Origin of the sequence: Cyanobium sp. WKJ7-Wakatipu (assembly GCF_024345355.1) — a bacterium.
In the GTDB taxonomy this organism is placed as follows: domain Bacteria; phylum Cyanobacteriota; class Cyanobacteriia; order PCC-6307; family Cyanobiaceae; genus Cyanobium_A; species Cyanobium_A usitatum.
Map to the genome: position 1 here is coordinate 1 of NZ_JAGQAY010000003.1, position 21197 is coordinate 21197.

Genomic DNA, 21197 nt, shown 5'->3' on the forward strand with positions numbered 1-21197 from the left:
TTCAGTAAGACGCGTCAGAACAGGCTTCTTCTCTTGGAGCTTTGCAACTCTTTGTTGTTCGTCCCAGAAACCTCGCTGGCCCATGGAAAGCATGTAATCTTGAAGCCTTAGTATAATTCAAATTCGGTCGCTATCAAGCGGTCTTGCGATTTTTCGAGGTGCCCTTAAACCCAGATTTCATACTTCTAATGATGAATCAGGCTGGTGCATATTGTGACAACGGTGAGTACGAGGAAGCAGTCAGAATATATCTTGACTGTCTTGGGTTGGCCAATCAAGCACTGGGGCCTAGTGATGATTGGGTTTCAGCCATTTACGAAGGATTGGGCTGGGCTTACCAGTGTCTAAATCGCCTAGACGAAGCCAGATCATGTTATCTTAAGTCCCTATCTGTCGTCAAGCGAAATAGGGGTGTCGGCAGTTTGCCGATGATCTCGATATACGTTCGAATGGGCCAGCTGTTCCGGATATCAGGCAAGCTTCTTCTTGCTCGCAATATGCTGTCTTACTGCCTCAGAATACGTGAAAGAAAGCTTGGATTGGATCATCCGGAGGTCAATGATGTTCGCAAGGTTCTGGCAAGGGTTTTCACAGATCTTGAGACTTACGACAAATCTATCCCTCTCAGGAGGCAGATACTTGCTTTTTCAGCCAAGCGCGATGGCTTAATTGCAACGAGTACTCAAACTTCTATCCACGAGCTGGCTGAAGACCTCTACTGGACCGATGAACTCCAGGAATCTGAGCACCTCTACCGAGAAGCTCTTTCAGGGCGAATTGCTGCGTTGGGCGACGACGATGGCGCCACCATGGCCAGCCGGTACGGCCTGGCCCGCTGCCTGAGTGAGCAGGAGCGCTACGACGAGGCGATCGAGCTGAGAAGAGTAGAGCTGGCCTGGTGCCAGGCCAATGTCGAGGTGGATGCCAAGAACATGCTGATCTCCATGCACGGCCTTGGCTGCGATCTGCTGGCTGCTGGTGAAACAGAGGAAGCTCTGGAGGTGCTGACAAGCTGCTTGAGCCAGAGACAACAAGAACTCGGCGTCGCCGATGTCGAAACCCTCGTATCGCTGCGCGAGATTCTGGATGCGCTCTCAACCTTGAGCAGACAGCGGGAGGCGTTAGCGCTCTCGCAAGAAGCGCAAGAGGCTCTGGCCGCTGAACTAGGCGAGAACCATCCCAAGGTGCTGACCCAGCTGAGCAACCAGGCGTCCCTCCACGACGAACTCGGAGAACTGGAGCAGGCGGAGTCGCTCTACAGGCGCTGTCTGCAGGGCCGTGAGCAGGCCCTGGGCGCCGACCACGCCGACACACTCATCACTGCTTACAACCTCGCCGATGTGCTCTCCCAGCAGAAACGCCATGGAGAGGCCATCCCCCTGCGGCGTTGTGAACTCGACTGGTGCCGCGAGCAGAACGGCGACACCGATCCAGGCACCCTCGCCTCCATCAACGCCCTTGCGATCGACCTGCGCGAAACCGGCGCCCTGGAGGAAGCAGAAGCACTCCTCCGGGAATTGGTGACAGCCCGCCGGCAAGTGCTGGAGCCCGGTGACTTCCTGATCGGCCGGGCATTCGGCGGCCTGGCCAAAACACTGGAAGAAGCCGGCAAGCTGGAGGAAGCCCTCACCTACAGCCAGCAGGCCCTTGATCACCGCCAGACCCACGAAGGCCCCGATGCCTGGTGGACCAATCGCGAACGCTTCGATCTGGCCCGCGTGCTGCACAAGCTGGGGCGCCTCAAAGAGGCCAGAGCTCTGCTCCAAGAGCTCCAAGAATCCATGGCCCGCAACGACGAGCCCGATGACCACGACCGCGAGCTGCTCAGTGAGGCCGAGGAGCTATTGCAGCAAATCGAAGCGGCGCCACCGGAGGAATTCTGATGCCCGGCACAGGCTCTCCATCAAGTTCTCCAAACACTACGAGCGAGCCTCTCCACCGCGTCATCCGGGTTTTTCTCTCCAGCACCTTCCGCGACTTCATGGAGGAGCGCGACCTTCTGGTCAAGCAGGTGTTCCCGGAGCTGCGTCGCAAGGCCCGTGCGCGGGGTGTGGAGGTAGTGGAGGTTGATCTGCGTTGGGGTATCACCGAGGAGGAAAGCCGTCAGGGCAAGGTGTTGCCGATCTGCCTGGCGGAGATCAACCGCTGCCGGCCGTACTTCGTGGGCTTGCTCGGTGAGCGCTACGGCTGGGTGCCGCCGGATGACGTCGATAACCGCGTGGTGCTGTTTGATGAGCCCTGGGTGGAGGAGCACCTGGGGCGCCGCAGCGTCACCGAGCTGGAGATCCTGCACGGGGTGCTGCGCAACCCGAAGATGGCGGGCCGAGCCTTCTTCTACTTCCGCGACCCGGCCTGGAGCTGGAAGCAGAGCGAACCCGGTTTTGTCTGCGACAACGACGAGGAAGCCGAGAAACTCGCCGATCTGAAGCAACGCATCCGCGACAGCGGTTTCCCTGTGGTGGAGAAGGATCTACCCGATCCCGAGACCCTAGCCAGAAGGATCGGCGAAGACCTGCGGGCCCTGATCGAGGAGCAGTTCCCCGATATCGATCAGCCCGACGCGCTGGAACGGGAGGAGCGCAAACACGCCAGCTACCGCCGCGCCCGCACCGACCTGTATGAAGACGGCGGCACAGCCTGCGTGAAGGTGTCGCAGCTGGAGCAGTGGATCGCCGCCGGCGAGCAACGGATCCTGATCACCGGGGAATCCGGTGCTGGCAAGAGCGCACTAATCGCCAACTGGATGCAGCGGCATCAACAGAGCCATCCAGGGGATGTGGTGTTTGCCCACCACCTGGGCTGCAGCAACGACGCCAATGCGCTGGAGCCAATGCTGGCGCGGATGGTGCAGGCAGCCTCGAAGCTGATGGCCGAGGAGCTGCTTGAACCGATCAAGGTCCCCCATGACTACTGGGAGTTGGTCAACACCGTGACAGTGACCCTCGGGAAGCTCAGCGACTGGTGCATGCAACATGAGCGGCGCTGGATCTGGGTGCTTGACGGACTTGACCGTCTACCTGAGGACAACCAACAGGCCCTGCCCTGGTTACCGCTGCAACTGTTCACTCAGCTGCATGTGGTGATCAGCACGCTGGACTGCCCGGCCCGCACGATCCTGCAAGAGCGGCAGTACACCACCCTAACGATTGGACCGCTTGGACTGGAGGAGCAAAAAGCTCTGATCCAGTCATACATGCAGCGCTACAACAAAACTCTCGTGCCGGAGCTTGAGACAAAGATCCTCAAGCACGAGCCGGCACGCTCCCCATTGTTTCTGCGAGTGGTGCTCGATGAGCTGCGTGCCTGCGGTCGCCATGAAACGCTGGCGCAACAGCTTGAGGGCTACCTCGAGGCCGAATCTGTTGATGCGCTCTACTCCAAAGCGCTGGAGCGACTCGAGTTGGATGTGGGCCGCGAACCAGTGCAGAAGGTGATGACGACCCTGTGGGCCAGCCGCGCTGGGTTGAGCGAAACGGAACTGCTGGCGGTCACCAAAGTGAAACCGCTGCAGTGGGCGCCGATTGACCTTGGGCTGGAGGGTTCATTCGGCAGGAATGGCAATCGGTTGGTGTTTGACCATGATTATCTGCGCAGGGCGGTGAAGAACTGCTACCTGTCGACAGATGAGGACCAACATGAGGCCCATAGCGGATTAGCAGATTGGCACAAGACCAAGGGGAAATTGGACGAGGAGTTTGCCAGAGAACATCCTTGGCAGCTAGTACAAGCCGGCCGACTTACCGAACTCAAGAGCCACCTTGTTCAACCTGCGTACTTGGCATTGCTTAGTTTTTACAATGGCGAACTAGAAGCAGCAGACTACTGGCGCAGCGTAGAACCGCTAATCCAGTCAGACCAAGATGATTTCGAGAGCAATGTCCTCGAAGAGATTAGATGGGAGCTTGAGCGAATTGCAGCGAGGCAGGAAGAAGATCAGGGGCGCTATTCAAGTGAAGATATTGAGAAGTTGAGATGGTTTGTGGATGCGATTGCGGAATTCATGCTGTCTGCGGGATTTCACAGCAGCCTCCTGCTTGATCTTCGGAAGCTATCTGTTGATTTGACAGAGACAAACGAAAGTGCAAGCCAAGATGAACTGCTTGACAGATACCATGAACTTGCAGGAGCGACGCTACTCCTGGGGATGCACCAAGAAGCCGAGGAGGCATATTTGAAGTGTTTGTCCGACCGCCGGAATATCCTGGGCGCGCAGCACCCAAAAACTTTAGCCACTTTAAACAACTTGGGTCGTGTGTACAACGAAATGGGGCTAGATGAGAAGGCTGAGTCGCTTTTCGAGGAGTGCAATAAGCTGATGCTTGAGGCGGGCATGGCCGCCCATCCGAATAGATTGACTGTTCTCGACAATCTATCGTCGGCCTTTGTGGATACTGGGCGATTTTCGGAAGCAAAAGAATTGCTAAGCGAATGCGTGCTGCAAAATGAATTAATGGTGGGAAAGGAAGATGAATCAACAATTATCAGCAAGGTCAACCTCTCATCTGTTCATTTTCGGATGGGCGATTACATAAAAGCCGAGGAGTTGCTTTTGTGGTGCTACGAAGTCAATCGTCGATTGCGCGGGCATTGCCATCCCATTACCGCTACGATCCAGGCAAATTTGGCCGAACTCTATAAAATCATGGGAAACCATGATAAAGCAGAATCATGCTATGCCGATTGCCTAGAAGTTCGGGATCGGTTGCTTGGTCCTGGCCATGCTGATACAAGGAACAGCCGGTTCTTTCTGGCCAATCTGCTCTCTGACCAGGAACGCTACGAAGAGGCCATTCCTCTACGCCGCCAAGAACTCGACTTGGCGGCAAAGCAAGATGGCCGGGATGCTCCTGGCACCCTCATTTCGATCCACCACTTGGCAAAAGATCTCTACTGTGCCGATGAATTGCAGGAATCCGAGCAGCTTTATAGGGAAGCCCTTGCAGGGCAGCTGAAGACTTTAGGGAATGATGATAGCGCCACAGTGGCCACTAGTTCTGGTTTGGGGTGGTGCCTGTTTGCTCAAGAGCGCTACGAAGAAGCGATAGAGCTACTTAGGAGCGAATTGGCCTGGCGCCGCCAGCATCATAACGACACAGATTCAGGCACATTGGAATCAATCGAAGCCCTAGCGATCGCCCTGCGTGAAAACGGAGAGTTGGAGGAAGCAGAAACTCTCTTCCGTGAATTGTTGGCGGCCCGCCAGCAGGTCTTGGAGCCTGGTGATTTCGAGATCGGCCGGGTACTAGGAATCCTGGCCAAAACGCTGGAAGAAGCTGGCAAGCTCGAGCAAGCCGTGGACTACGGACAGCAGGCTCTTGATCACTGCCTTACCTACGAAGGCCCAGATGCCGGATGGACTAATCGTGAACGGCTTGATCTAGCCCAGGTTTTCCACAAGCTGGACCGCAATAAAGAAGCACTCTCGCTTCTGGAGGAACTGCAAGGAAGCATGGCCCGTCTTGACGATCCAGATGAAGATGACCGCAAGTTGGCTGACGATGCCGAAGAACTGATGCGTTTCATCGAGCAAGACCTATGATTAGGGCACTTCAGGCGTTTACTTGGGCATAGCCATCATGAACTTTGATGAATACTGCAAGGCCATAATCCGCATCGACCAAGAGCTTCAGAGAATTGCGGACATTACCGCTAGTCAAGCGCTTTTCGAGGCTGCGAATCCCGATAATCCCGCCTTCGTTCAACTGATGTCTCGTCACCACCATCTTGTTCAGCTCTCAACTATGTTGACTGAACGAATGGCCGCAGCGACATCGCAGGATGCAGATCGTTAATTGATGGGCCAACGTTCTGACCAGTTAAAAGGACTCAGGATAGAGCCAGGAATTGCGTAGCCAGAACGCTGATCTGTTCATTGTCCCTCGACGCCGCCCCACCCGCTGCCGCTAACCCCGTCACCGTCGGCTAACAGCTCTGCGTCAGCGTGATTCGCAATAGGGGCACCAGCCAGCAGAAGGCCTGGTGAACCGACATCCCACAAGCACGCCAAGGCGGCGATGGCCAATGCTCAAACGGAGCACCCCCCCATCGAGTAGCCGCCTCGGCCGGCTTTCGGCGCGGACTTCAGCAATTCTGCACAGGCGCAGCACAGCATGGCCAGCAGTGGTACGCTTTGACGTACGGGCAGTAGGAACGCCATGGCCACCGTTTCAGCCACAGAAGCCCGCAAGCGGCTTTACGCCCTGATTGACGAGGTGGGCCAGTCCCACGAGCCCTTGCAGATCACCGGCAAGCGAGGCAATGCCGTCCTGCTCTCGGAAGACGACTGGCGCGCCATCCAGGAGACCCTGCATCTGGTCTCGATTCCAGGCATGCGCGAATCGATCCTGGAAGGCATGGCCACCGAGGTCTCGGAGCTGAGCAGCGAAACGGGCTGGTGAGCTGGACGGTTCTGTTCACCAGGCAGGCCCAGAAGGACGCCCGCAAGCTCGCCTCCGCTTATCCGGCGCTCAAGCAGAAAGCCCAGGCCCTGCTGGAACTCCTGGCCGTTGACCCCTATCGGCAGCCACCGCCCTATGAAGCCCTGGTCGGGGAGCTGCGCGGAGCCTGCTCACGGCGCATCAACATCCAGCACCGGCTCGTCTACCAGGTGCTGGAGGAGGAGCGGATCGTGAAGGTGTTGCGCCTCTGGACCCACTACGAGTAGGCGTGCCGTTCGCTGACAACCAGCCCGGCAACAGGAGGCATGGCCTCCTCCTCGCCCAGCGAACACGAGATCCAGCAGCGCATCCGACTGGCCTGCGGCCGCGGACCGGTGCGGCTCTGGCGCAACAACACCGGCGCCCTGGTCGACCAGCAGGGGCGCTTCGTGCGATTCGGGCTGTGCAAGGGCAGCAGCGACCTGATCGGGTTGCGCTCACTGGAGATCACGCCCGAGCTGGTCGGTCAGAGCATTGCCCAGTTCGTTGCCCTGGAGATCAAAACGGACTGCGGAATCGTCAGCCCCGAGCAGCGGGCCTTTCTGCAGCTGGTGCAGCAGCTTGGCGGCTTGGGCTCGGTCTGCCGCTCGATTGCAGAGGCTCAAGCCGTCCTGGACCTGAATCTCATGGCCGGGTCGGGCCAATGAACAGACCCGAACTGCGCCGGCAGCTGCAGGTTCTGGCCAGCCGTTATCCCGGCGCCCATCCCTACACGCTGGCTTTGAGCTTCCAGGCCCAGACGGGCCGGGTTCTGACTGGCCAACAGGTCAAACAGCTCTTGGCCGAGCCAGGAAACCACCGAAAACAGTCCGCCAAGCCGTAACAAGCTCTGGCTAGCAGTGCCAAGGAGCGCTTAGGATTGGGCTATGGCACAAGCAAAACAGCCCGTCAAGCGCACCTGCCAGGCCGTTCTGGACTGGCAGGACGAGTCCCGCAGAGCCTTCGGGAAGATGCTGCTCAACTGGCGGCGCCGTAACGGCTGGACCCAGTACACCGCCTGCGAGTGGGGCACGGAAGCCAAGTTCGAGGTGATCTCCTACGGCAACCTCTCGGTGATCGAGCAGGGCAAAGCCGGCGAGCTGCGCCAGAAGGCCTTCTTCCAGCTCGAGGAGCTCAACCGTCGCCTGGAGGAGAAGGACTGGGGTCCGGTCAAGTCCCAGCGGTTGAAGGACCAGCTGAAGAATGCTGAGCCCCTGCACGGCGATGACGGCAAGCTCTGGGATGCCGTGGACTTCTGGAGCTGCTACATCGGCTATGTGCCTGTGCCAAGCACCTATCAAACCGCTCCCGCCCCGACGCTGAGTGCCAAGCGAGCGGAGGAGCTGTGTCAGAAGTGGCGGCAGTACGTGCGCCGAGTCATCAAAGAGCGCGGCTTTGATGTCACCGAAGCTCTTGAGCTCCTAGAGGCCAGCGTTCCATCGGAGCATCAGAAGCGATTCCGCGAGGTGCTGGCTGTGGATGACTACAGCCCGGCAGAACTCTCGCAGCTATGGCTGGAGGGGGAGTTCTTCATGCCCGAAGACTGGATCGTCCTCTGGGACCAAGAGAATCCAATCATCTAGGCCCGCCTGGCAGCCCTCAGCATGGCCGCCAGGACAGACCCGAGCCTGGCAGGGGTTGCGCCTAGCGTTAGCAAGCCGCTAAGTTCAGGCCAGCGGGCACAAGCCCGGCTCTCTGATGTCATGACCCAATCCCTCGCACGCGCAGGCGTGCCAACCGACGCTCTTGAACTGCTCGACGAAAAGGGCAGTGCCGAGCGAGCTCTCACCGTCGCCCTGGCCTCCTTTCAGGAGCAGGTGCAGGCCGTTCCATCCCTTGATCTGGCTGCCGTGGTCGAAGCAGCCAGACCGGCCTTTGCATCAGGCATTGCCTTCAGTGCCCAGCTGGTCGACATCCGCGGCCGCAACAAGTTGCGGGTCACCGTGATGCACTCCGGTGGAGCTGAGGTCACCAGCGAGGAGTGGGCCGACGAGGTCGACGACCTGCTGCGGGCCTCCGGCTGGATGCTGGCCATGCTGCTGGGCATCCCTTTGGCCAAACAGGCTCAGCCTGTAGAGCCTGAGAGGAAAGGGGCAAATAGCCTCGCATCTGTCGGGGTTCCTGGTGCTCCGGCCGTGCCTGAGCCCAGCAAGGAGAAAGAGGGTGCCCCAGCAGTTGACCTCGATGTCGCTCTGGAGCCGCTTACGCCCCAGGAGATCGAGGCCACCCACCAGCGGATCCTCGCCCTGCCCCAGGCAGCTCGCCAGGAGCTGACCAAGGCGTTCCGCGAGCACTTCCAGGTGCCGCGCAATGCCCGCTCCATCGGTGATCGCATCACCCAGCACCAGCACGCCGCCTTCATCGATCACTTCCTTGAGGAGTGCGAGGGGCACGGCCTCGATGGCGCCGCGGCGCCGGCAGAGCCATGAAAGGGCTTCGTCGCTACGGCGAGCAGCCCCGCTCAGTGGCTGGCCGCCACTTCATCCAGACCCAGGTGCGCACCGATGTGTACCTGCGCGTCCGAGAGGTGATGGAGCGCCACAACCTCTCGGCCAGCGGGGCGGTGCATCACCTGCTGCGCGAGCGCTTTGGCTTGCCGCCCCTCCCCCCTTTCGATCAACAGCCCATTTCCACCGTTCACCCCGATTCAACCCATGGCTAAGGACATCTTTCGCAGCCCCCTCGCCGAGGTGCGCTGGGCCCACCTGATCACCCCCAGGCATCAGCTCGACAAGAGCAAACCCAAGGCCTGGACTACCGACCTTCTCCTTCCCAACAGCGATGAGAGGGCCCAGTCCTTCCTGCTGGCGATGGAGGATCAGTTCATCGCCCTGCATGGCAGCCGCAAGCGCCGCGCCGAGAAGGGCTTCCCCTGGAAGCACGACAAGGAGAAGCCCAGCGAGATCACCGTGGTGCGCTTCAAGGTGCCGCAGTTTCAGCGGCGCGACGGCTCTCTTTCTGAGGGGCCCCGCATCGTCGATGCCAAAAAGCAGCCCTGGGATGGGGCCGCCATCGGCAATGGCTCCAAGGTGGTCGTCGCCTTTGACATCTACGACTGGGACGGGGAGAACGGCTGCGGCATGACCTTCCAGCCCCGCGCCGTTCAGGTCGTCGAGTTCGTGCCCTACGAGCAGATCGATCCCACCGACGGGTTTGAAGAAGTCGAGGGCTACACCACGGGTGCGGGCAACGGATCCGGTTGGGCTGTTGATGACGACGACGAGGCCCCCTTCTGATGGGCTCGCCACACGTGCGCAGCAACGGGGCCGCCAGACCCCGTCCCCAGTTGCCTTCCTTCTGCCGCACCCGCCGGCCCACCGCCGTCGCGGTCAGCGTCAGCAGCCTCAACGCTTTGCGTCTGCTGGTGCTGCTGGGGCTTCTCTTTCAGCTCAGCACCTTGCTGGTGGTGATCGCCGGGCCGGTGCCGCCACGGCCCGTGATCAGCAGCAGCCATGACTTCCGCCCCGATGCCGTCTTCAGCGCCGCGGGGGTCCCACTTCTCCAACCGTTGTCAGACCGATGAACAGCTCAACGCCTTTCGCCCCCGTCGACCAGAACGCCCTGGTCTCCCGCAGCTGGAACGGCACGCCAATTTCTCGGCGCACAACCGACGGCTACGTCAACGCCACCGCCATATGCAAGGCCAACGGCAAACAGTGGAACGACTACTGGCGTACCGACCGCGCGACGGCCTACCTGGAGGCCCTCTGCACCGAAACGGGAATTCCCGTTTCCAGCCTGTGTCTCAGTCTGAAAGGGGGTTCTCACCAGGGCACCTGGGTCCATCCCCAAGTCGCGGTCGACCTGGCTCGCTGGATCAGCGCACCGTTCGCTGTGTGGATGGACGGCTGGTTCCTGGAGAGCATCCAGCAAGCTCAGCCGACACCGGTGGAGACGACCCCGCTTCGGCTGCGGGAAGCCGAGGTGATCGCCCTGGTGGAACGCAGCATCGGACTGTTCGAGCGGCTCGGCGGCCTGGATCAACGCGACGAGCTTTTGTTCAAGGACATCGTGCGCAGCAACGTGCTGACCGCGAGCTCGGGATTGCTGTCGGGGGCCCCGACTGACGAGGAGCTCACCCTGGGGGATGCCTGGCTGGAGGTGTTCCAGCAAGCGCTGCCGCGCAACCAGTTCTGCGCAGCCGGCAAGCTCGTTGCCAGGGCTTACCGCGAGGAGTTCAAAGAAGAACCCCCTCGCCGCCAACAATTTGTTGACGGGGCACCGCGCCAGGTCAAGAGCTATCGCCGCTCCTGGTTGATCGACACCCTCAAGCGCTGCCGCGCCCAGCTGGCAGGAAGCTGATGGAAACCGCCACAACGCCAACCCGCCAGCGGGTCTGGGTCACAACAGCAGAAGCCTGCGCTGCCCTGGGGATGAGCCGCGAAACCCTCCGCCAGCTGCGGTTGCGAGGGGTGCTAACCCCGGGCAAGCACTACAGGCGTTGGGGCTGCACCCAGGGCCGGGGGCCATTGCAGTGGCACCTGGAGAACGTGGAGGCCACCATCACTGGGTGGAGCCGGCGGCATCTCCAGCACTGAAAACCACAAACCGGACGTAGAGTCATGTCTCTACGGGTGGCCGGGAACGGCCCAAGGCGTTCCTTGACCCAGTCCATGCCTCAAGGCCGTTCAGCTGACGCCAGCCAGCACTTCCCGCAGGCGATCCGCCGCTGGGGGAACAGCCTGGCGGTGAGGCTCCCGGCCGATTGCCTGCGTCAGGCCGGGCTGCAGGAAGGCGATGAGATCGACATCGTCGTTGGACCAGGCGGCCGCCTGAGCCTGGAGCCTCTGCGAAAGCTGGATCGCTCTGCCCTGGCCAGTGATCTGCGCCAGCTGCAGGCAACCATGCCTTTGACCCCTTCTGTGATCGAGGAATGCCGTAGCGGTGAACGCTGGTGACGCTGACCCATCGATGATCTATCTCGATACCAGCGTCGTGGTGGCTCTGCTGACCCCGGAAGAGAGCAGTTCGCGCGCCCTCGACTGGTTTGCGCAGTCCTGCGAACTCTTGATCAGCAGCGACTGGCTGATCACCGAAACCCACAGCGCCCTGGGCATGAAGCAGCGTCTTCACGGCCTCAGTGCTGAAGCACGCCTGGCCGCTGGAGAGCAATTCGAGCGCCTGCTGCAGGGCGGAGTTGAACTGCGCTCGCTTGATCGCGGCCGCTTTCGCCAGGCGGCCGAGCTGCTCCAGGATCCGGCCCTCGGCCTGCGCGCCGGTGACGCCTTGCATCTGGCGGTGGCGCTGCACAGCCGTTGCAGCCACCTGGCCAGCTTCGATATTCGGATGCAACAGGCCGCCACTGTCCTGGGTTTGAGTCCCACCCTGTCGTAGCTCAGTGGCCAGCAAGCGCACCCTCAACGCCAAGAACCTAGAAACCCTTGGTGCTGCAGCGCTGGCGGAGCTGTTGATCGAGGTGAGCGGTGGCAACGCCGTGATCCAGCGGCGGCTGCGCCTTGCCCTGGCCGCTGGCGAGGGGATCGATGGAGTCGTTCATGAAGTGCGCAAACGTCTAACCGCGATCGATCGGGCCACCACCTTTGTGGATTCGGCCAGACGCAAGGCCCTCGTAGCCGATCTGGAGGCGCAGCTCCAGGCGATCACCGGTCCGATCGCGGCCGGAGATCCCAAGCAGGCCTTTGATCTCCTGCGACGTTTCCTTGAACTCTCCGAGGGAGTGCTGGAGCGCTGCACAGACAGCACCGGAGTAGTGATCGGCGTGTTCGAACGGGCAGCCAAGCAACTGGGACCGCTGGCCCAGGCCGCCCAGCTGGAGCCTGAAACCCTGGCGCAGCATGCCGCTGAGCTACTGGCGGAGAACACCTTTGAGCAGTTCGATGCGTTGGTGCCAGCGCTGAAAGACGCCCTGGGCGACTGGGGCCTGAAGCTGCTGGGGAGCTACTGCCGCCAGCACTGCGCCTGCGACGGCAACACCCACCTTCTTCAGATCGCCATAGCCCGTGGTGACGTTGATGGCTACCTGGCCCAGTTCGATGCCGAAGATCTGCGCTGGCGTGACATCGCCGCCAGCGTGGCCCAACACCTGCTGGCGTCCGGGCGGGCGGAACAGGCCCTAGAGATCCTCGATGGAGCCACGGAAGAGGCGGTAGGTCTTGCGGATGGGCAGTGGCACGACAGCCGCGTCGCCGTGCTTGAGGCCCTGAACCGGCAGGCGGAAGCCCAGGAGATGCGCTGGCAGTGGTTCAGCAGGACCCTCTCGATCCCGCATCTGCGCGACTACCTCAAACGCCTTGAAGACTTTGAGGATGTGGAAGCGGAAGAGCGGGCCCTGCAGGTGGCCGAGCAGCATCCGATCAGCCTGCTGGGCCTGCACTTCCTGGTGGAATGGCCGGCACTCGCCCGCGCCGCACGCCATGTGCTGGCCCATGAGGACGAGTGGGAGGGAGATGCCTACACGATTCACAGCGCCGCCGCCGAGCGCCTCAGTGCCGCCCATCCCCTGGCTGCCACGCTGCTGCTACGACCAATGGTGTTCTTTGCGTTATGGATGGGCCGCGCCAATCGCTACCGCTATGCCGCCGAGCACCTCCGCACCTGCGAACAGCTGGCTGGCCGCATTGATGACTGGCAAGGGCATCTAGATCACTCGGCCTATGTGGAACGCCTGTACGACATCTATGGAGCGAAGTGGGGGTTCTGGAAGCTGATGGAGCGATGAATGATCTGATCGGTTCTAAATCGCGACCAATCCAAGAACATAAGTATGTAGTGATGTTGGCTTACAAGCATTGCCAGCAATGCCCCATACATCAAGCGGTTTCGAGCTGCTCCATCCGCTGGGCAGCCCGCTCAAATGCTGCATCCACTTCATCGTCTCCGATCCAGCGGCTGTAAGCGGCGAGGTGTGTTTCAAGGCTATGGCCCATGGCAGCCGCCACAAACTTGGTGGGCAGCATTGTGCAGAGGGTGTGAGCGCGGTGCGCGTAGGCATGGCGGCAGGAATAGAGCACCAGCTTTTCGCCTTCTGCCTCATACCGCTGCCGAAGCTCAGTCCAAAGTTCCCGGCGGCGCATGTAGAGGCCCATGGCATCGGCACCGAGTCCGGGTTTCATGGGCGGCAGTCGATCGGCTTGGTAGTTGGCTTCAAGGTTCCACTCAGCTGCCCAGCGGTCGCAGGGCAACAGCCGGAGCGGCCTGGGTTCAGTCCTGCCACGACTGGAGACCTTTGAGTAGGTGCACCACAGCCGCCCACCACGAAGTTCGAGATGCTGCAGTTCTTCCGGTCTGAGCCCATAGGCGGAGAGCAGTTGAAAGGCATAGCGCCACTTCGAATCGGGGATCGTTTCCACAAGGGCCAGGATCTCCCCAACGGCCAGAGGCGTTGTGACGGCAGCAGCCTCTCGCTTACGCCCCACATAGGGACTGAGATCTAAAGGAGGTGCCCACTCAGCCGGTAGGCGTCCCGTATCAACTCCCCAACGGAGGATTGCGGCAGTCTGTTGCACCTGGAGCTGCCGTCCGCGACAACCCGGCTGGCTCGCCCATGGGGCTGCAATGGCCTCCAGCAACTGCACAGGCGTCTCGGCTCGATCAACCGCAGCCAGGATCACTTTCATGCGCCTGGCGTAGATGTTGGTCCACGTCGTTGGCTTGATCTCGCCACTGCCCAGCTTGCGTTCGCGGAACGCTTCGATCAAAGCTGGCCAGTTGATGGGCCCAGCGTTGCTGATGCCGGCTTCCGGCTCCCCTGCTACGGCTTCGATGGCGACCTCAACTGGCTGGCCGGCGACAAGGCCGCGATAGATGGCGAGGGTGGCTTCTCGGATCGCGTCAACATTTTCTGGTGCCCAGTCGATCGATAACGGCACCTGCCTGCGGCGGCCATTCCCCAGGGCCTCGGAGATATTGACCCGAGCCTTGCCCCGCTTCTCGTTGACCGTGATTCCGGAGCGGCAGCCCTCCTGGGAGAGGCTGTGGGAGAGACCAGCCCTCAGGACCGTTACCCAGACACTCGGGCGGGGCATGGGAGAGATTCTGGGAGAGATTCAGCCCCACAGGTTGGCATGCAGTGGCGTGAACTGCCAAGAGTTGGCAGGGTGAAATGCAGTAGTAGCAGGGGTTTTAGGGAGAGACCCCAGGCGGCTCCTGGCTTCTCAAAATGACCAAAAAGCGGCCAAACGGAGCGCTCCATGCGTCCAGCAGGCCAGGCCATTCGTACATTTTTCGTACATTGGCCAATTTGACCAAAAAAAGAGGCTCCCGGGAATCCCGAGAGCCGTTGGTATCACTGAATCGGGGCGACAGGATTCGAACCTGCGACCTAGTGCTCCCAAAGCCAGATTGGCGGGTTGGCCACCACAGGGTTTTCGAGTCATACCAACTGTTTTGGCTCGGGCTGTCTGGCCTTGTCGGGACAGATCCGGTAGGTTTTGGGTGCCTTTTGGGTGCCTTTCATGCCCAAGGTCAAAAACCTGGATCACTGGGCAATCTCCTTTCGTGAGCAGGTCCGGCAGCTTGGGAGCGGCTGGACTGTGCGTGAGTCGCCAAAGTCGGGACGAGTAATGCTGAAGTTGCGTAGCCCCGTCAAGTCCGCTGAGCAGAGCAGCAATACCGAGCAGGCCGTCACCCTCCCCTTCTCGTGGACTGCTTCGTCTGCTGGTGACGCCTACGTCCGCATCCGCAACATCTACGCGCTCGTCCAGAAGGGTCACACCCTCAAGCAGGCAGAAGAGCTAGCTGCCGGCAAGGCACCAAAGCTGATTGAGCAGCACGACTGGCACGGTGCACTGGAGCGTTTTAAGCAGCAAAAGCTCAGCCACGGCACTGCCATCAAGCCAGAGACATGGCAGACGAAATATGTCCCTGTACTTACAGAAGCTGTTGGCGAGCTCACTAGTCGCAAACCACCCACAACACCAGAGGACCTAATCGATGGCTGCATTAGGAAATGGGAGCCCGGCAGTCGTAGCCGCCAGGAGCGGGCACGCAACCTTGCTCAGTTCCTGCGGTACTGCGTTAGCCGCGAGCGACTGCCGGCGATCTGGCAGCCACCAGCTGACCTCAAGGATGCGATTGGACGCAAGCCTGCCAGCGCCACCAGCCAGAAAAGCAATGCAATTACAGACCAGCAGATCCTCAACCTGCTTGCTTCCTTTCCTGATGATGAGGCTGGTCGGCGCTGGGCTGATGTGATCCGGCTGATGAGTGAGCTGGGCCTGCGTCCAGTTGAGCTGCTGCACCTGAGTGTCAGGACTGACCCCAAGACCAAGACGCCTTACTGGTGGTGCAGTTACGAAAAGCGTTCTGGCGGTGGAGTTACCAAGCCACGCAGGCTGTGGCCACTACCGCTTGTCGACGCCGCACCGCTAGGCGAGCTGGATAGACCAGGCGATGTAGCAGTGGAGTGGAACTTGCTCCCGCGCTGGCAGGCTCGGCTGATCGAGCTGCCGGCCTTGCGCTCAGGCAATGGTGCTGCCGATTCCATTGCCACCTATCTGAGCCGGCGAGCTGGCTGGAAGTCACTCAAGGAGCAAGTGGAGTCCCAGGATGAGAGGTTGACCTGTTACTCCTTCCGGCACAGCTACAGCGTGCGTGGTCATCAGCGCGGCATCGACAACGGCTCCATGGCGCTGGCGATGGGTCACAGCATCGAGGTTCACTGCCGCAGCTACCCCTGGGCAACGGAAGCTGGCGCAGAAGCTGCTTTTGCCAAGGCCAGCTCAACACTTAAGACGCTTGATGCAGCTCTAGAAACCACTAGCTAAATCGCTAATTCAAGTGTCTGCACCTTTCTAAAGCAGGCTTCGTTCATGGCTTCTTCGCAGCGCTCCAGCTGATAAAGAAGTGGGCTATTGGAACTAGGGAACTTACGGCGGTAATGCACTCCCACGATGAGGAGTCCCGCAGTCCTCCAGCGTTGCAAGGTGCGCTCACTGATGCCAAGGTGCACTGCAGCCGCCCGCTGTGGAATCCAGGTCACACCACTAGGTGGGTCTTTCAAAGCTGACTTGCTTTTCATGGGACTAGGTAGTAGTTGGAGTCTTAGCCAGGACGGTGCGGGCACGTTTAAGCAGCTTTACGCTTTCTCGATACCAGTAGTAATCTTCTAGCTCAGAGTATTGATTCGCCTCTTCCATTTGTGCGTGCATGTATGCCAGATGGCCAGCAAGGTCAGCGCACAAAGTGCGGAGCTCCGTCTTCATGTCTGTCTCTGTAGATTGAGAAGTCATCAAAAGGGTATCTCCTGCTCACTGGGCCCCTGCTGCCACTTGGTGCTTTGGGGATTGATGTTGCCGTAGCTGCTACCACCTTGACCGTCTCGACCTTTGCCGTTGATGTAAAAGCCTTGGACTTCGATTTCGCAGTTGCTGCTGTAGTCCCAGATCTTGCCGGGTTTATGACGGGTTTCATCATCTGCCATGTTCAACACATATTGAGCAAAGGCAAATGCTGATTCAACCGGAACAAACAATGACATTGAGATTGGGCTTTTACCGGTTTGGTCGTACTTGTTCTCGCCCGTGCTCCACTTGATTACCTGAGGCAGTGCTGCTTTGAAGTCACTCATGATTCTGAGAAAAAGGATTCGTAAAGGGAACGGGTAAAGCTGCTAAAGCTGTAACCGTGATCGCGGCAATAAACCCAGGCCTTGCGATATAACTCGTCGGTGAGTTTTGACTGGACCAGGTTGCGGTTCTTGTATCCAGGAGTGCAGGGCCTTGGTCTCCTCTTGGTGAATTCAGCTTCCTGGCACCGGCTGGTGTGAGTCGCACCGATAGGTGCGCTGTGTAAATCCGCACTGGTAGGTGCGCTCAGCAGGCCTGCTTCTCTTTGCTCCTGGCTACTCATTCAGCTACCGCGAACCATGTCCCTAGGGAGGCGCAGCGAAAACTCACCACCGAAATAGCGATGTCTGGGTACAGGTGGCAAAGGGCTTTTGCCCTGCTGGCTGCAACGTCAGAGCAGAGGAACCGTAAAGACTGCGCCGGATCCTGCGTCCACGTCGCACCGCTAGGTGCGCCTTGTAGTTCATCACCGCTAGGTGCGCCATGTGGGTTGGGGCAGTGAGGCTTGCCCGCTAGGGCAGCATTAACTTGCCGCTCGCTTTGGTCTGCGAGGTAGCCCTGAGCAGAACTGAGGTAATGAAAGACTCGCCGCAGGTGGCTTGAGCTGCTCGAGGCTGAGCATTGCGCTGCAGATAAGAGCTGCCTTGACCTGCTGGTCGCTTCCCCGTTGGCAGGGGGTGTCGCACTGGTTTGTGCGTTCAGCAAATTGGATACGTTGAGCTTCATTTTGGTTGACTTGCGATAAGGCGAGCTTGAGCAGCTCCAGTGCTGCTGTTATTAGGTTTTCGGTCGCACCGCTGATCGGCAGAACAGCACCGCCAGGCGCGCTAGGCAGAGAGGACTGCGAGTCCAAGTTGTTCTTCAAGGAAGTCAGCGTGCGTTTGGAGCTGTATTTGGGCGGGGCTGATTTTTGGGGTCGCGATCTTGAAGTGCTCCTTAAAAGCTGTGAGCACCTCGGCCTTGTTTGGTGCGCACTTGAGTGACTCGACGATGCGGCCATGGCGCTCCTTTTCAAGCCAGCAGATGTCCGTATCTGCTTCCACTGCAGGCGGCCCGGGCACCTCTAGAGCCTCTACTTGTGATGCCTGCGCAGGGGTATGCAAATTTCGCATTGAGTTGGCTGCGGCAGGCTTTGCTTTGGCGACCGGGACAGGGGCCGCCTCTGCTTCGTCGTCTTCTCCGGCCAGGCCGTAGATGGCAAGCAGGCTGTAGCGACGGGCATAGGTGATTGCAGATCCCAGTCCCTGCCAGTAGTTGGCGCGGCCTTCTGTTTTGAGCGGGATCGGCAGGTCACTGCAGAGCAGCTCGCCACTGACATGGAAGACGCTGGTGCGCAGCAGCATCACGTCTTCCCCTAACGGGTGAAGGGTCTGCGAGTGGCTAAGGCCATGAGCAGTGGCGTTTTTGATGGCAGCTAGGGCGCCAGCTAGCGAGGTGTAGGCGCCGTAGTTGCCCTTGCTGTCACGGCCTGCGGCGTGGTGCTCGGCTTGAAAGGCAGCAAGGGCCTTGGGGAGCTCCTTGAGGCATGAGTCCATGGACAGCAAATCTGCTTACGCAAGGAATATACCCTTTGCCATACGCCTGCGTATGTAGTTATCGCTCCACTGCTGCCCGCGCTTCTCGGGCCAGTTCAATGCCGCTGACGCCGTCTACTCCTGAGGCCCAGCTCTCTAGGGCCATTCCTGGTTCTGAGTAGGGACCGCTGGTCGCAAGTTCCATCAGTTCCGCTCCGCTGTAGTCCCCCCAGCCGCTGAGCACCTCCTTGAAACGGTTCAGGGCGGATGCATCGAGGTTCTTGATGTGAGGCCGCAGGCTTTCCCAGGCCTCCTTGGGGCTGAGCATCTGATCTTTGGCTACGTCCTGGAAGGCGCGCCGCAGGGCTTCGCTGCGGGCCTTGGCTTCCTCGTCGCTGATCTCCTCGCCAGCAGAGACCTCTTTGTACGCCTCAGGTGACTGCAGCATCCCAGCAAAGAGGGCAAAGAATTCAACGGCGCTGTAGGGGGTGCCGTCGTCTTTAGCTAGAGGGGTGGCTCCCTTGAGCTGATCGAGGAGTTTGCGGTCGGTGACGCCTGGATAGGACTGGCGCGCAACGGCGTCATTGAAGGCGCCAAAAGCCAGAAAGAAGGCCGGTTTGGGATCAAGCTTGCCGTTCATGGCGCAGCTGATCTGGCTGTTCCAAGGACCTTGGGCACCGGTGACCTTTGCCAGGCGATGGGGCACATCCTGCGGCCAGCCGTTGGCTTTGAACCAACGCTGGATGACGCGTCCGAACTCGGATCGCTCAGGGACGGCTCGGCTGGGGGTCGACAAGTGTGCCTGCGCAGGAGTGGTATACCCCTACGTTAGCGGAAGATTCTCCTTATCGCCTGCTAGCCGCGCCAACAATCCCACCTCGCAGGCCGGCTCCGTTGCTAGCTGCGCTCTGCAAGCACGATCACCGTCAGCAGGGCCCCAGGACGCTCCCCTGCTGCGCAGTACCGCTTACTGGCGCGCAGGCTCACTACCTGGCTGTCATCTCGCAGCAGGGCTCCACCGGCGCCAGCTGAGATGCCATCGAGAGTGGAGCGGCACAGCTTGTCGATGTCACCTGCGCCTTGGCTGACCAGGTGCAGCGGTGCACTGGCTCTTAGCCCCTGCTTGCCGTAGTGCCCCTTGGGACGGGAGAACAGGAACACCACCTCTACCGATACGGGGGCAGCTATTAGGGGGCCCTGGTATGCGCCAACAACAGCGGCCATGACATCAGAGCGCCAGGGCTTGACCTTCTTGCTGCTCTCGACCATGACGCCATGGCCGAGATGGCGCTTGGAGCCCATGGGCCCGGGTAGCCCGTAGATGCGCAGGGTCAAGGTTGCGGCCGCGGGACCTAGTGATGTCTCACCGGTAGGTGCGGTTTGTAATTCCGAATCACTGAGCCCAACCGATGGGGTGACGCTCAAAACGTCTCCTGGGCGCTGATCCTCCAAAACTCGCTGATCACCTGAGTTGCGGCCCCGTTTTGCTGCTCTGCTTTCTGCTGTTCTTTGATTGCTGGGCTGTAGCGCCAGCTGGCCCTGCTACTGCGGTTCAAGGTGATCGAACCGAGTTCAAAAACCCCTGGCTGGTAGGAGAACTCATCCAGCCTCCCGGCTGCCAAATCAGCATCGAACGCTTCTAGCTGCAGAGCCAGATCGGCTTCTGCGGCCTTGATCAGCGCCTTGAGTTCAGCCACCTTGATCGCCCGCTGTGCTGGCGGCAGCTCTTCTGATACTGCGGCGCTACCGCTGGTCGCTGCGCCCCGGGGGGCCTGCGGGCTGCCACCGCTATGGGCGCTCAGTAGATCGGTTGATGTCATCGCAAGTGATGCTCTAGGCACTAGGGAGGGCAAAGCGGCTACGCAGGACTAGGGACCTGTGCCGCGTCCATCGGCTCGCTGAGCGGAACTGCAGCTAGCCGCGCTCTGCAATGCCAGCAGCACCTTTGGCTTGGGCCTAGGCGGTGGCTGCGAGCTGCAAAGCAGGCCGGCATAGCCAGCAGGCGCGAGGCTCCCCTTTGGTGCTGCCTGGATCAGCAGCACACCGAGCCCAATGCCGAACAGCAAGCCAGCTGTTGTAGCGGGGTGGAGCTGCATGGCTACAGGAACTCCTGGTAGCCCATGAACTGGTCAACGGCGCCGGTCCAGGCCGCTCCGCACTGAGCAGCGGCTGCCCTGGTGATGACGCTCTTACCTGGCTTGGACCAGACCGTTAAGCACTCATCGACACAGAGCGCTGGGTGATGCAGCTTCAGCATGGAGAGGTAGCCGCCCAGCTGGGCGTCGGTGCTGTAGGTGCTGGCCCTGGCGCTGCTCTGGGTTTTGAGATCAAGCAGCAGCACCTTGCCGTTGTCGTGCTGCACAAGGGCATCGAGGGAGCCGCCGATCGAGCGGCCCAGGTCACAGACGCGGTATTCGATCGCCAGCGGTGTGACCTTGCTCCAAAACGGGTGTGCCACTAAAGGTTCAACCCAGTCGCCGTAGTCACCCGCATCCAGCTGCGGGCCACCGGAGAGGAAGGCCTCAAGGCAGGCGTGAACGTGTTTACCGCGGGGCTCCCAGAGGTGCTGCGTTTTCAAGAAGACCGCCTTCTGGCTTTCGCTCTTGCTGGCTCCTGTGACCTTGGTGACGGAATGGAGCAGCCACTCCCCTGTTGGCTTCCAGCAATAGCGGTGCCAGCTGGCATCGAAGTGGATGGGCAGGGGAGCAAGCATTAAGGGAGACAGGCACAGCCGCAGATCT

25 protein-coding genes are annotated in these 21197 nt (G+C 60.2%); 16 read left to right on the plus strand and 9 right to left on the minus strand.

The genetic code is table 11. The annotated features are described in order from the left end of the window. Window positions 1-191 precede the first annotated feature (191 nt). Both KBY83_RS02195 and KBY83_RS02200 read left to right on the plus strand, forming a co-directional pair. Complete coding sequence (locus KBY83_RS02195) at window positions 192-1883, plus strand: tetratricopeptide repeat protein (RefSeq protein WP_396093304.1); 1692 nt, start codon at window positions 192-194, stop codon at window positions 1881-1883. Further along, the gene (locus tag KBY83_RS02200; protein WP_255018112.1) at window positions 1883-5539 is read left to right on the plus strand and encodes a tetratricopeptide repeat protein; all 3657 of its coding nucleotides are present in this window, start codon (window positions 1883-1885) and stop codon (window positions 5537-5539) included. The genes KBY83_RS02195 and KBY83_RS02200 overlap by 1 nt, the downstream gene beginning before the upstream one ends. 10 nt (window positions 5540-5549) lie before the next feature. On the opposite strand, the gene KBY83_RS02205 is transcribed toward KBY83_RS02200, so the two are convergent. After that, window positions 5550-5723, minus strand: a complete 174-nt coding sequence (locus KBY83_RS02205; protein WP_255018113.1) for a hypothetical protein — start codon at window positions 5721-5723, stop codon at window positions 5550-5552. 432 nt (window positions 5724-6155) lie between these two features. Here KBY83_RS02205 and KBY83_RS02210 point away from each other — a divergent pair, with 432 nt between their 5' ends. The 13 genes from KBY83_RS02210 to KBY83_RS02270 all read left to right on the plus strand — a co-directional run bounded on the left by KBY83_RS02210 (window position 6156) and on the right by KBY83_RS02270 (window position 13095). Beyond that, a complete protein-coding gene (locus tag KBY83_RS02210) occupies window positions 6156-6398 on the plus strand; it encodes a type II toxin-antitoxin system Phd/YefM family antitoxin (protein ID WP_255018114.1) in 243 nt (80 codons plus the stop codon). Next, window positions 6395-6664 carry a Txe/YoeB family addiction module toxin gene (locus KBY83_RS02215; RefSeq protein ID WP_255018115.1) on the plus strand — a complete coding sequence of 90 codons (270 nt, stop codon included), beginning with the start codon at window positions 6395-6397 and terminating at the stop codon, window positions 6662-6664. The genes KBY83_RS02210 and KBY83_RS02215 overlap by 4 nt, the downstream gene beginning before the upstream one ends. A 39-nt stretch (window positions 6665-6703) precedes the next feature. Beyond that, on the plus strand, window positions 6704-7084 hold the full coding sequence (locus KBY83_RS02220; protein ID WP_255018116.1) for a VRR-NUC domain-containing protein: 381 nt from the start codon (window positions 6704-6706) through the stop codon (window positions 7082-7084). Window positions 7085-7303: 219 nt separating this feature from the next. After that, window positions 7304-7999: an XRE family transcriptional regulator gene (locus KBY83_RS02225; RefSeq protein WP_255018117.1), complete on the plus strand. Its 696-nt coding sequence runs from the start codon at window positions 7304-7306 to the stop codon at window positions 7997-7999. Window positions 8000-8119: 120 nt separating this feature from the next. Then, window positions 8120-8845, plus strand: coding sequence for a hypothetical protein (locus tag KBY83_RS02230; RefSeq protein WP_255018118.1), 726 nt, complete (start codon window positions 8120-8122; stop codon window positions 8843-8845). Then, window positions 8842-9078, plus strand: a complete 237-nt coding sequence (locus KBY83_RS02235) for a hypothetical protein (RefSeq protein ID WP_255018119.1) — start codon at window positions 8842-8844, stop codon at window positions 9076-9078. The genes KBY83_RS02230 and KBY83_RS02235 overlap by 4 nt, the downstream gene beginning before the upstream one ends. Beyond that, entirely contained in the window at window positions 9071-9652 is a 582-nt protein-coding gene (locus KBY83_RS02240; protein WP_255018120.1) for a hypothetical protein, read from the plus strand. The genes KBY83_RS02235 and KBY83_RS02240 overlap by 8 nt, the downstream gene beginning before the upstream one ends. Then, on the plus strand, window positions 9652-9939 hold the full coding sequence (locus KBY83_RS02245) for a hypothetical protein (RefSeq protein WP_255018121.1): 288 nt from the start codon (window positions 9652-9654) through the stop codon (window positions 9937-9939). The genes KBY83_RS02240 and KBY83_RS02245 overlap by 1 nt, the downstream gene beginning before the upstream one ends. Further along, window positions 9936-10718 (plus strand): KilA-N domain-containing protein, encoded by a 783-nt coding sequence (locus KBY83_RS02250; protein ID WP_255018122.1) that lies wholly within the window; start codon window positions 9936-9938, stop codon window positions 10716-10718. Before KBY83_RS02245 ends, KBY83_RS02250 begins: the two co-directional genes overlap by 4 nt. Further along, entirely contained in the window at window positions 10718-10954 is a 237-nt protein-coding gene (locus KBY83_RS02255; protein WP_255018123.1) for a helix-turn-helix domain-containing protein, read from the plus strand. Before KBY83_RS02250 ends, KBY83_RS02255 begins: the two co-directional genes overlap by 1 nt. A 75-nt stretch (window positions 10955-11029) precedes the next feature. Further along, complete coding sequence (locus KBY83_RS02260) at window positions 11030-11314, plus strand: AbrB/MazE/SpoVT family DNA-binding domain-containing protein (protein WP_255018124.1); 285 nt, start codon at window positions 11030-11032, stop codon at window positions 11312-11314. Between the two features lie 13 nt (window positions 11315-11327). After that, window positions 11328-11750: a type II toxin-antitoxin system VapC family toxin gene (locus KBY83_RS02265; RefSeq protein WP_255018125.1), complete on the plus strand. Its 423-nt coding sequence runs from the start codon at window positions 11328-11330 to the stop codon at window positions 11748-11750. A gap of 4 nt (window positions 11751-11754) precedes the next feature. After that, window positions 11755-13095: a DUF6880 family protein gene (locus tag KBY83_RS02270; RefSeq protein ID WP_255018126.1), complete on the plus strand. Its 1341-nt coding sequence runs from the start codon at window positions 11755-11757 to the stop codon at window positions 13093-13095. A gap of 91 nt (window positions 13096-13186) precedes the next feature. On the opposite strand, the gene KBY83_RS02275 is transcribed toward KBY83_RS02270, so the two are convergent. Next, window positions 13187-14401 (minus strand): hypothetical protein, encoded by a 1215-nt coding sequence (locus KBY83_RS02275; protein WP_255018127.1) that lies wholly within the window; start codon window positions 14399-14401, stop codon window positions 13187-13189. A gap of 537 nt (window positions 14402-14938) precedes the next feature. Between KBY83_RS02275 and KBY83_RS02280 the strand changes: the two genes are divergently transcribed. Then, on the plus strand, window positions 14939-16141 hold the full coding sequence (locus KBY83_RS02280) for a site-specific integrase (RefSeq protein ID WP_255018128.1): 1203 nt from the start codon (window positions 14939-14941) through the stop codon (window positions 16139-16141). A gap of 464 nt (window positions 16142-16605) precedes the next feature. On the opposite strand, the gene KBY83_RS02285 is transcribed toward KBY83_RS02280, so the two are convergent. The 7 genes from KBY83_RS02285 to KBY83_RS02315 all read right to left on the minus strand — a co-directional run bounded on the left by KBY83_RS02285 (window position 16606) and on the right by KBY83_RS02315 (window position 21169). Beyond that, window positions 16606-16944 carry a hypothetical protein gene (locus KBY83_RS02285; protein ID WP_255018129.1) on the minus strand — a complete coding sequence of 113 codons (339 nt, stop codon included), beginning with the start codon at window positions 16942-16944 and terminating at the stop codon, window positions 16606-16608. Between the two features lie 825 nt (window positions 16945-17769). Continuing rightward, window positions 17770-18477 carry an ERF family protein gene (locus KBY83_RS02290; protein ID WP_255018130.1) on the minus strand — a complete coding sequence of 236 codons (708 nt, stop codon included), beginning with the start codon at window positions 18475-18477 and terminating at the stop codon, window positions 17770-17772. A 58-nt stretch (window positions 18478-18535) separates the two neighbouring features. Beyond that, a complete protein-coding gene (locus KBY83_RS02295) occupies window positions 18536-19252 on the minus strand; it encodes a hypothetical protein (protein WP_255018131.1) in 717 nt (238 codons plus the stop codon). A gap of 101 nt (window positions 19253-19353) precedes the next feature. Further along, window positions 19354-19791 carry a RusA family crossover junction endodeoxyribonuclease gene (locus KBY83_RS02300; RefSeq protein ID WP_255018132.1) on the minus strand — a complete coding sequence of 146 codons (438 nt, stop codon included), beginning with the start codon at window positions 19789-19791 and terminating at the stop codon, window positions 19354-19356. An 86-nt stretch (window positions 19792-19877) separates the two neighbouring features. Then, window positions 19878-20276 (minus strand): hypothetical protein, encoded by a 399-nt coding sequence (locus KBY83_RS02305; protein ID WP_255018134.1) that lies wholly within the window; start codon window positions 20274-20276, stop codon window positions 19878-19880. Window positions 20277-20324: 48 nt separating this feature from the next. After that, window positions 20325-20552 carry a hypothetical protein gene (locus KBY83_RS02310; RefSeq protein WP_255018135.1) on the minus strand — a complete coding sequence of 76 codons (228 nt, stop codon included), beginning with the start codon at window positions 20550-20552 and terminating at the stop codon, window positions 20325-20327. 2 nt (window positions 20553-20554) lie between these two features. Next, complete coding sequence (locus KBY83_RS02315; RefSeq protein ID WP_255018137.1) at window positions 20555-21169, minus strand: hypothetical protein; 615 nt, start codon at window positions 21167-21169, stop codon at window positions 20555-20557. Between the last annotated feature and the right edge of the window lie 28 nt (window positions 21170-21197).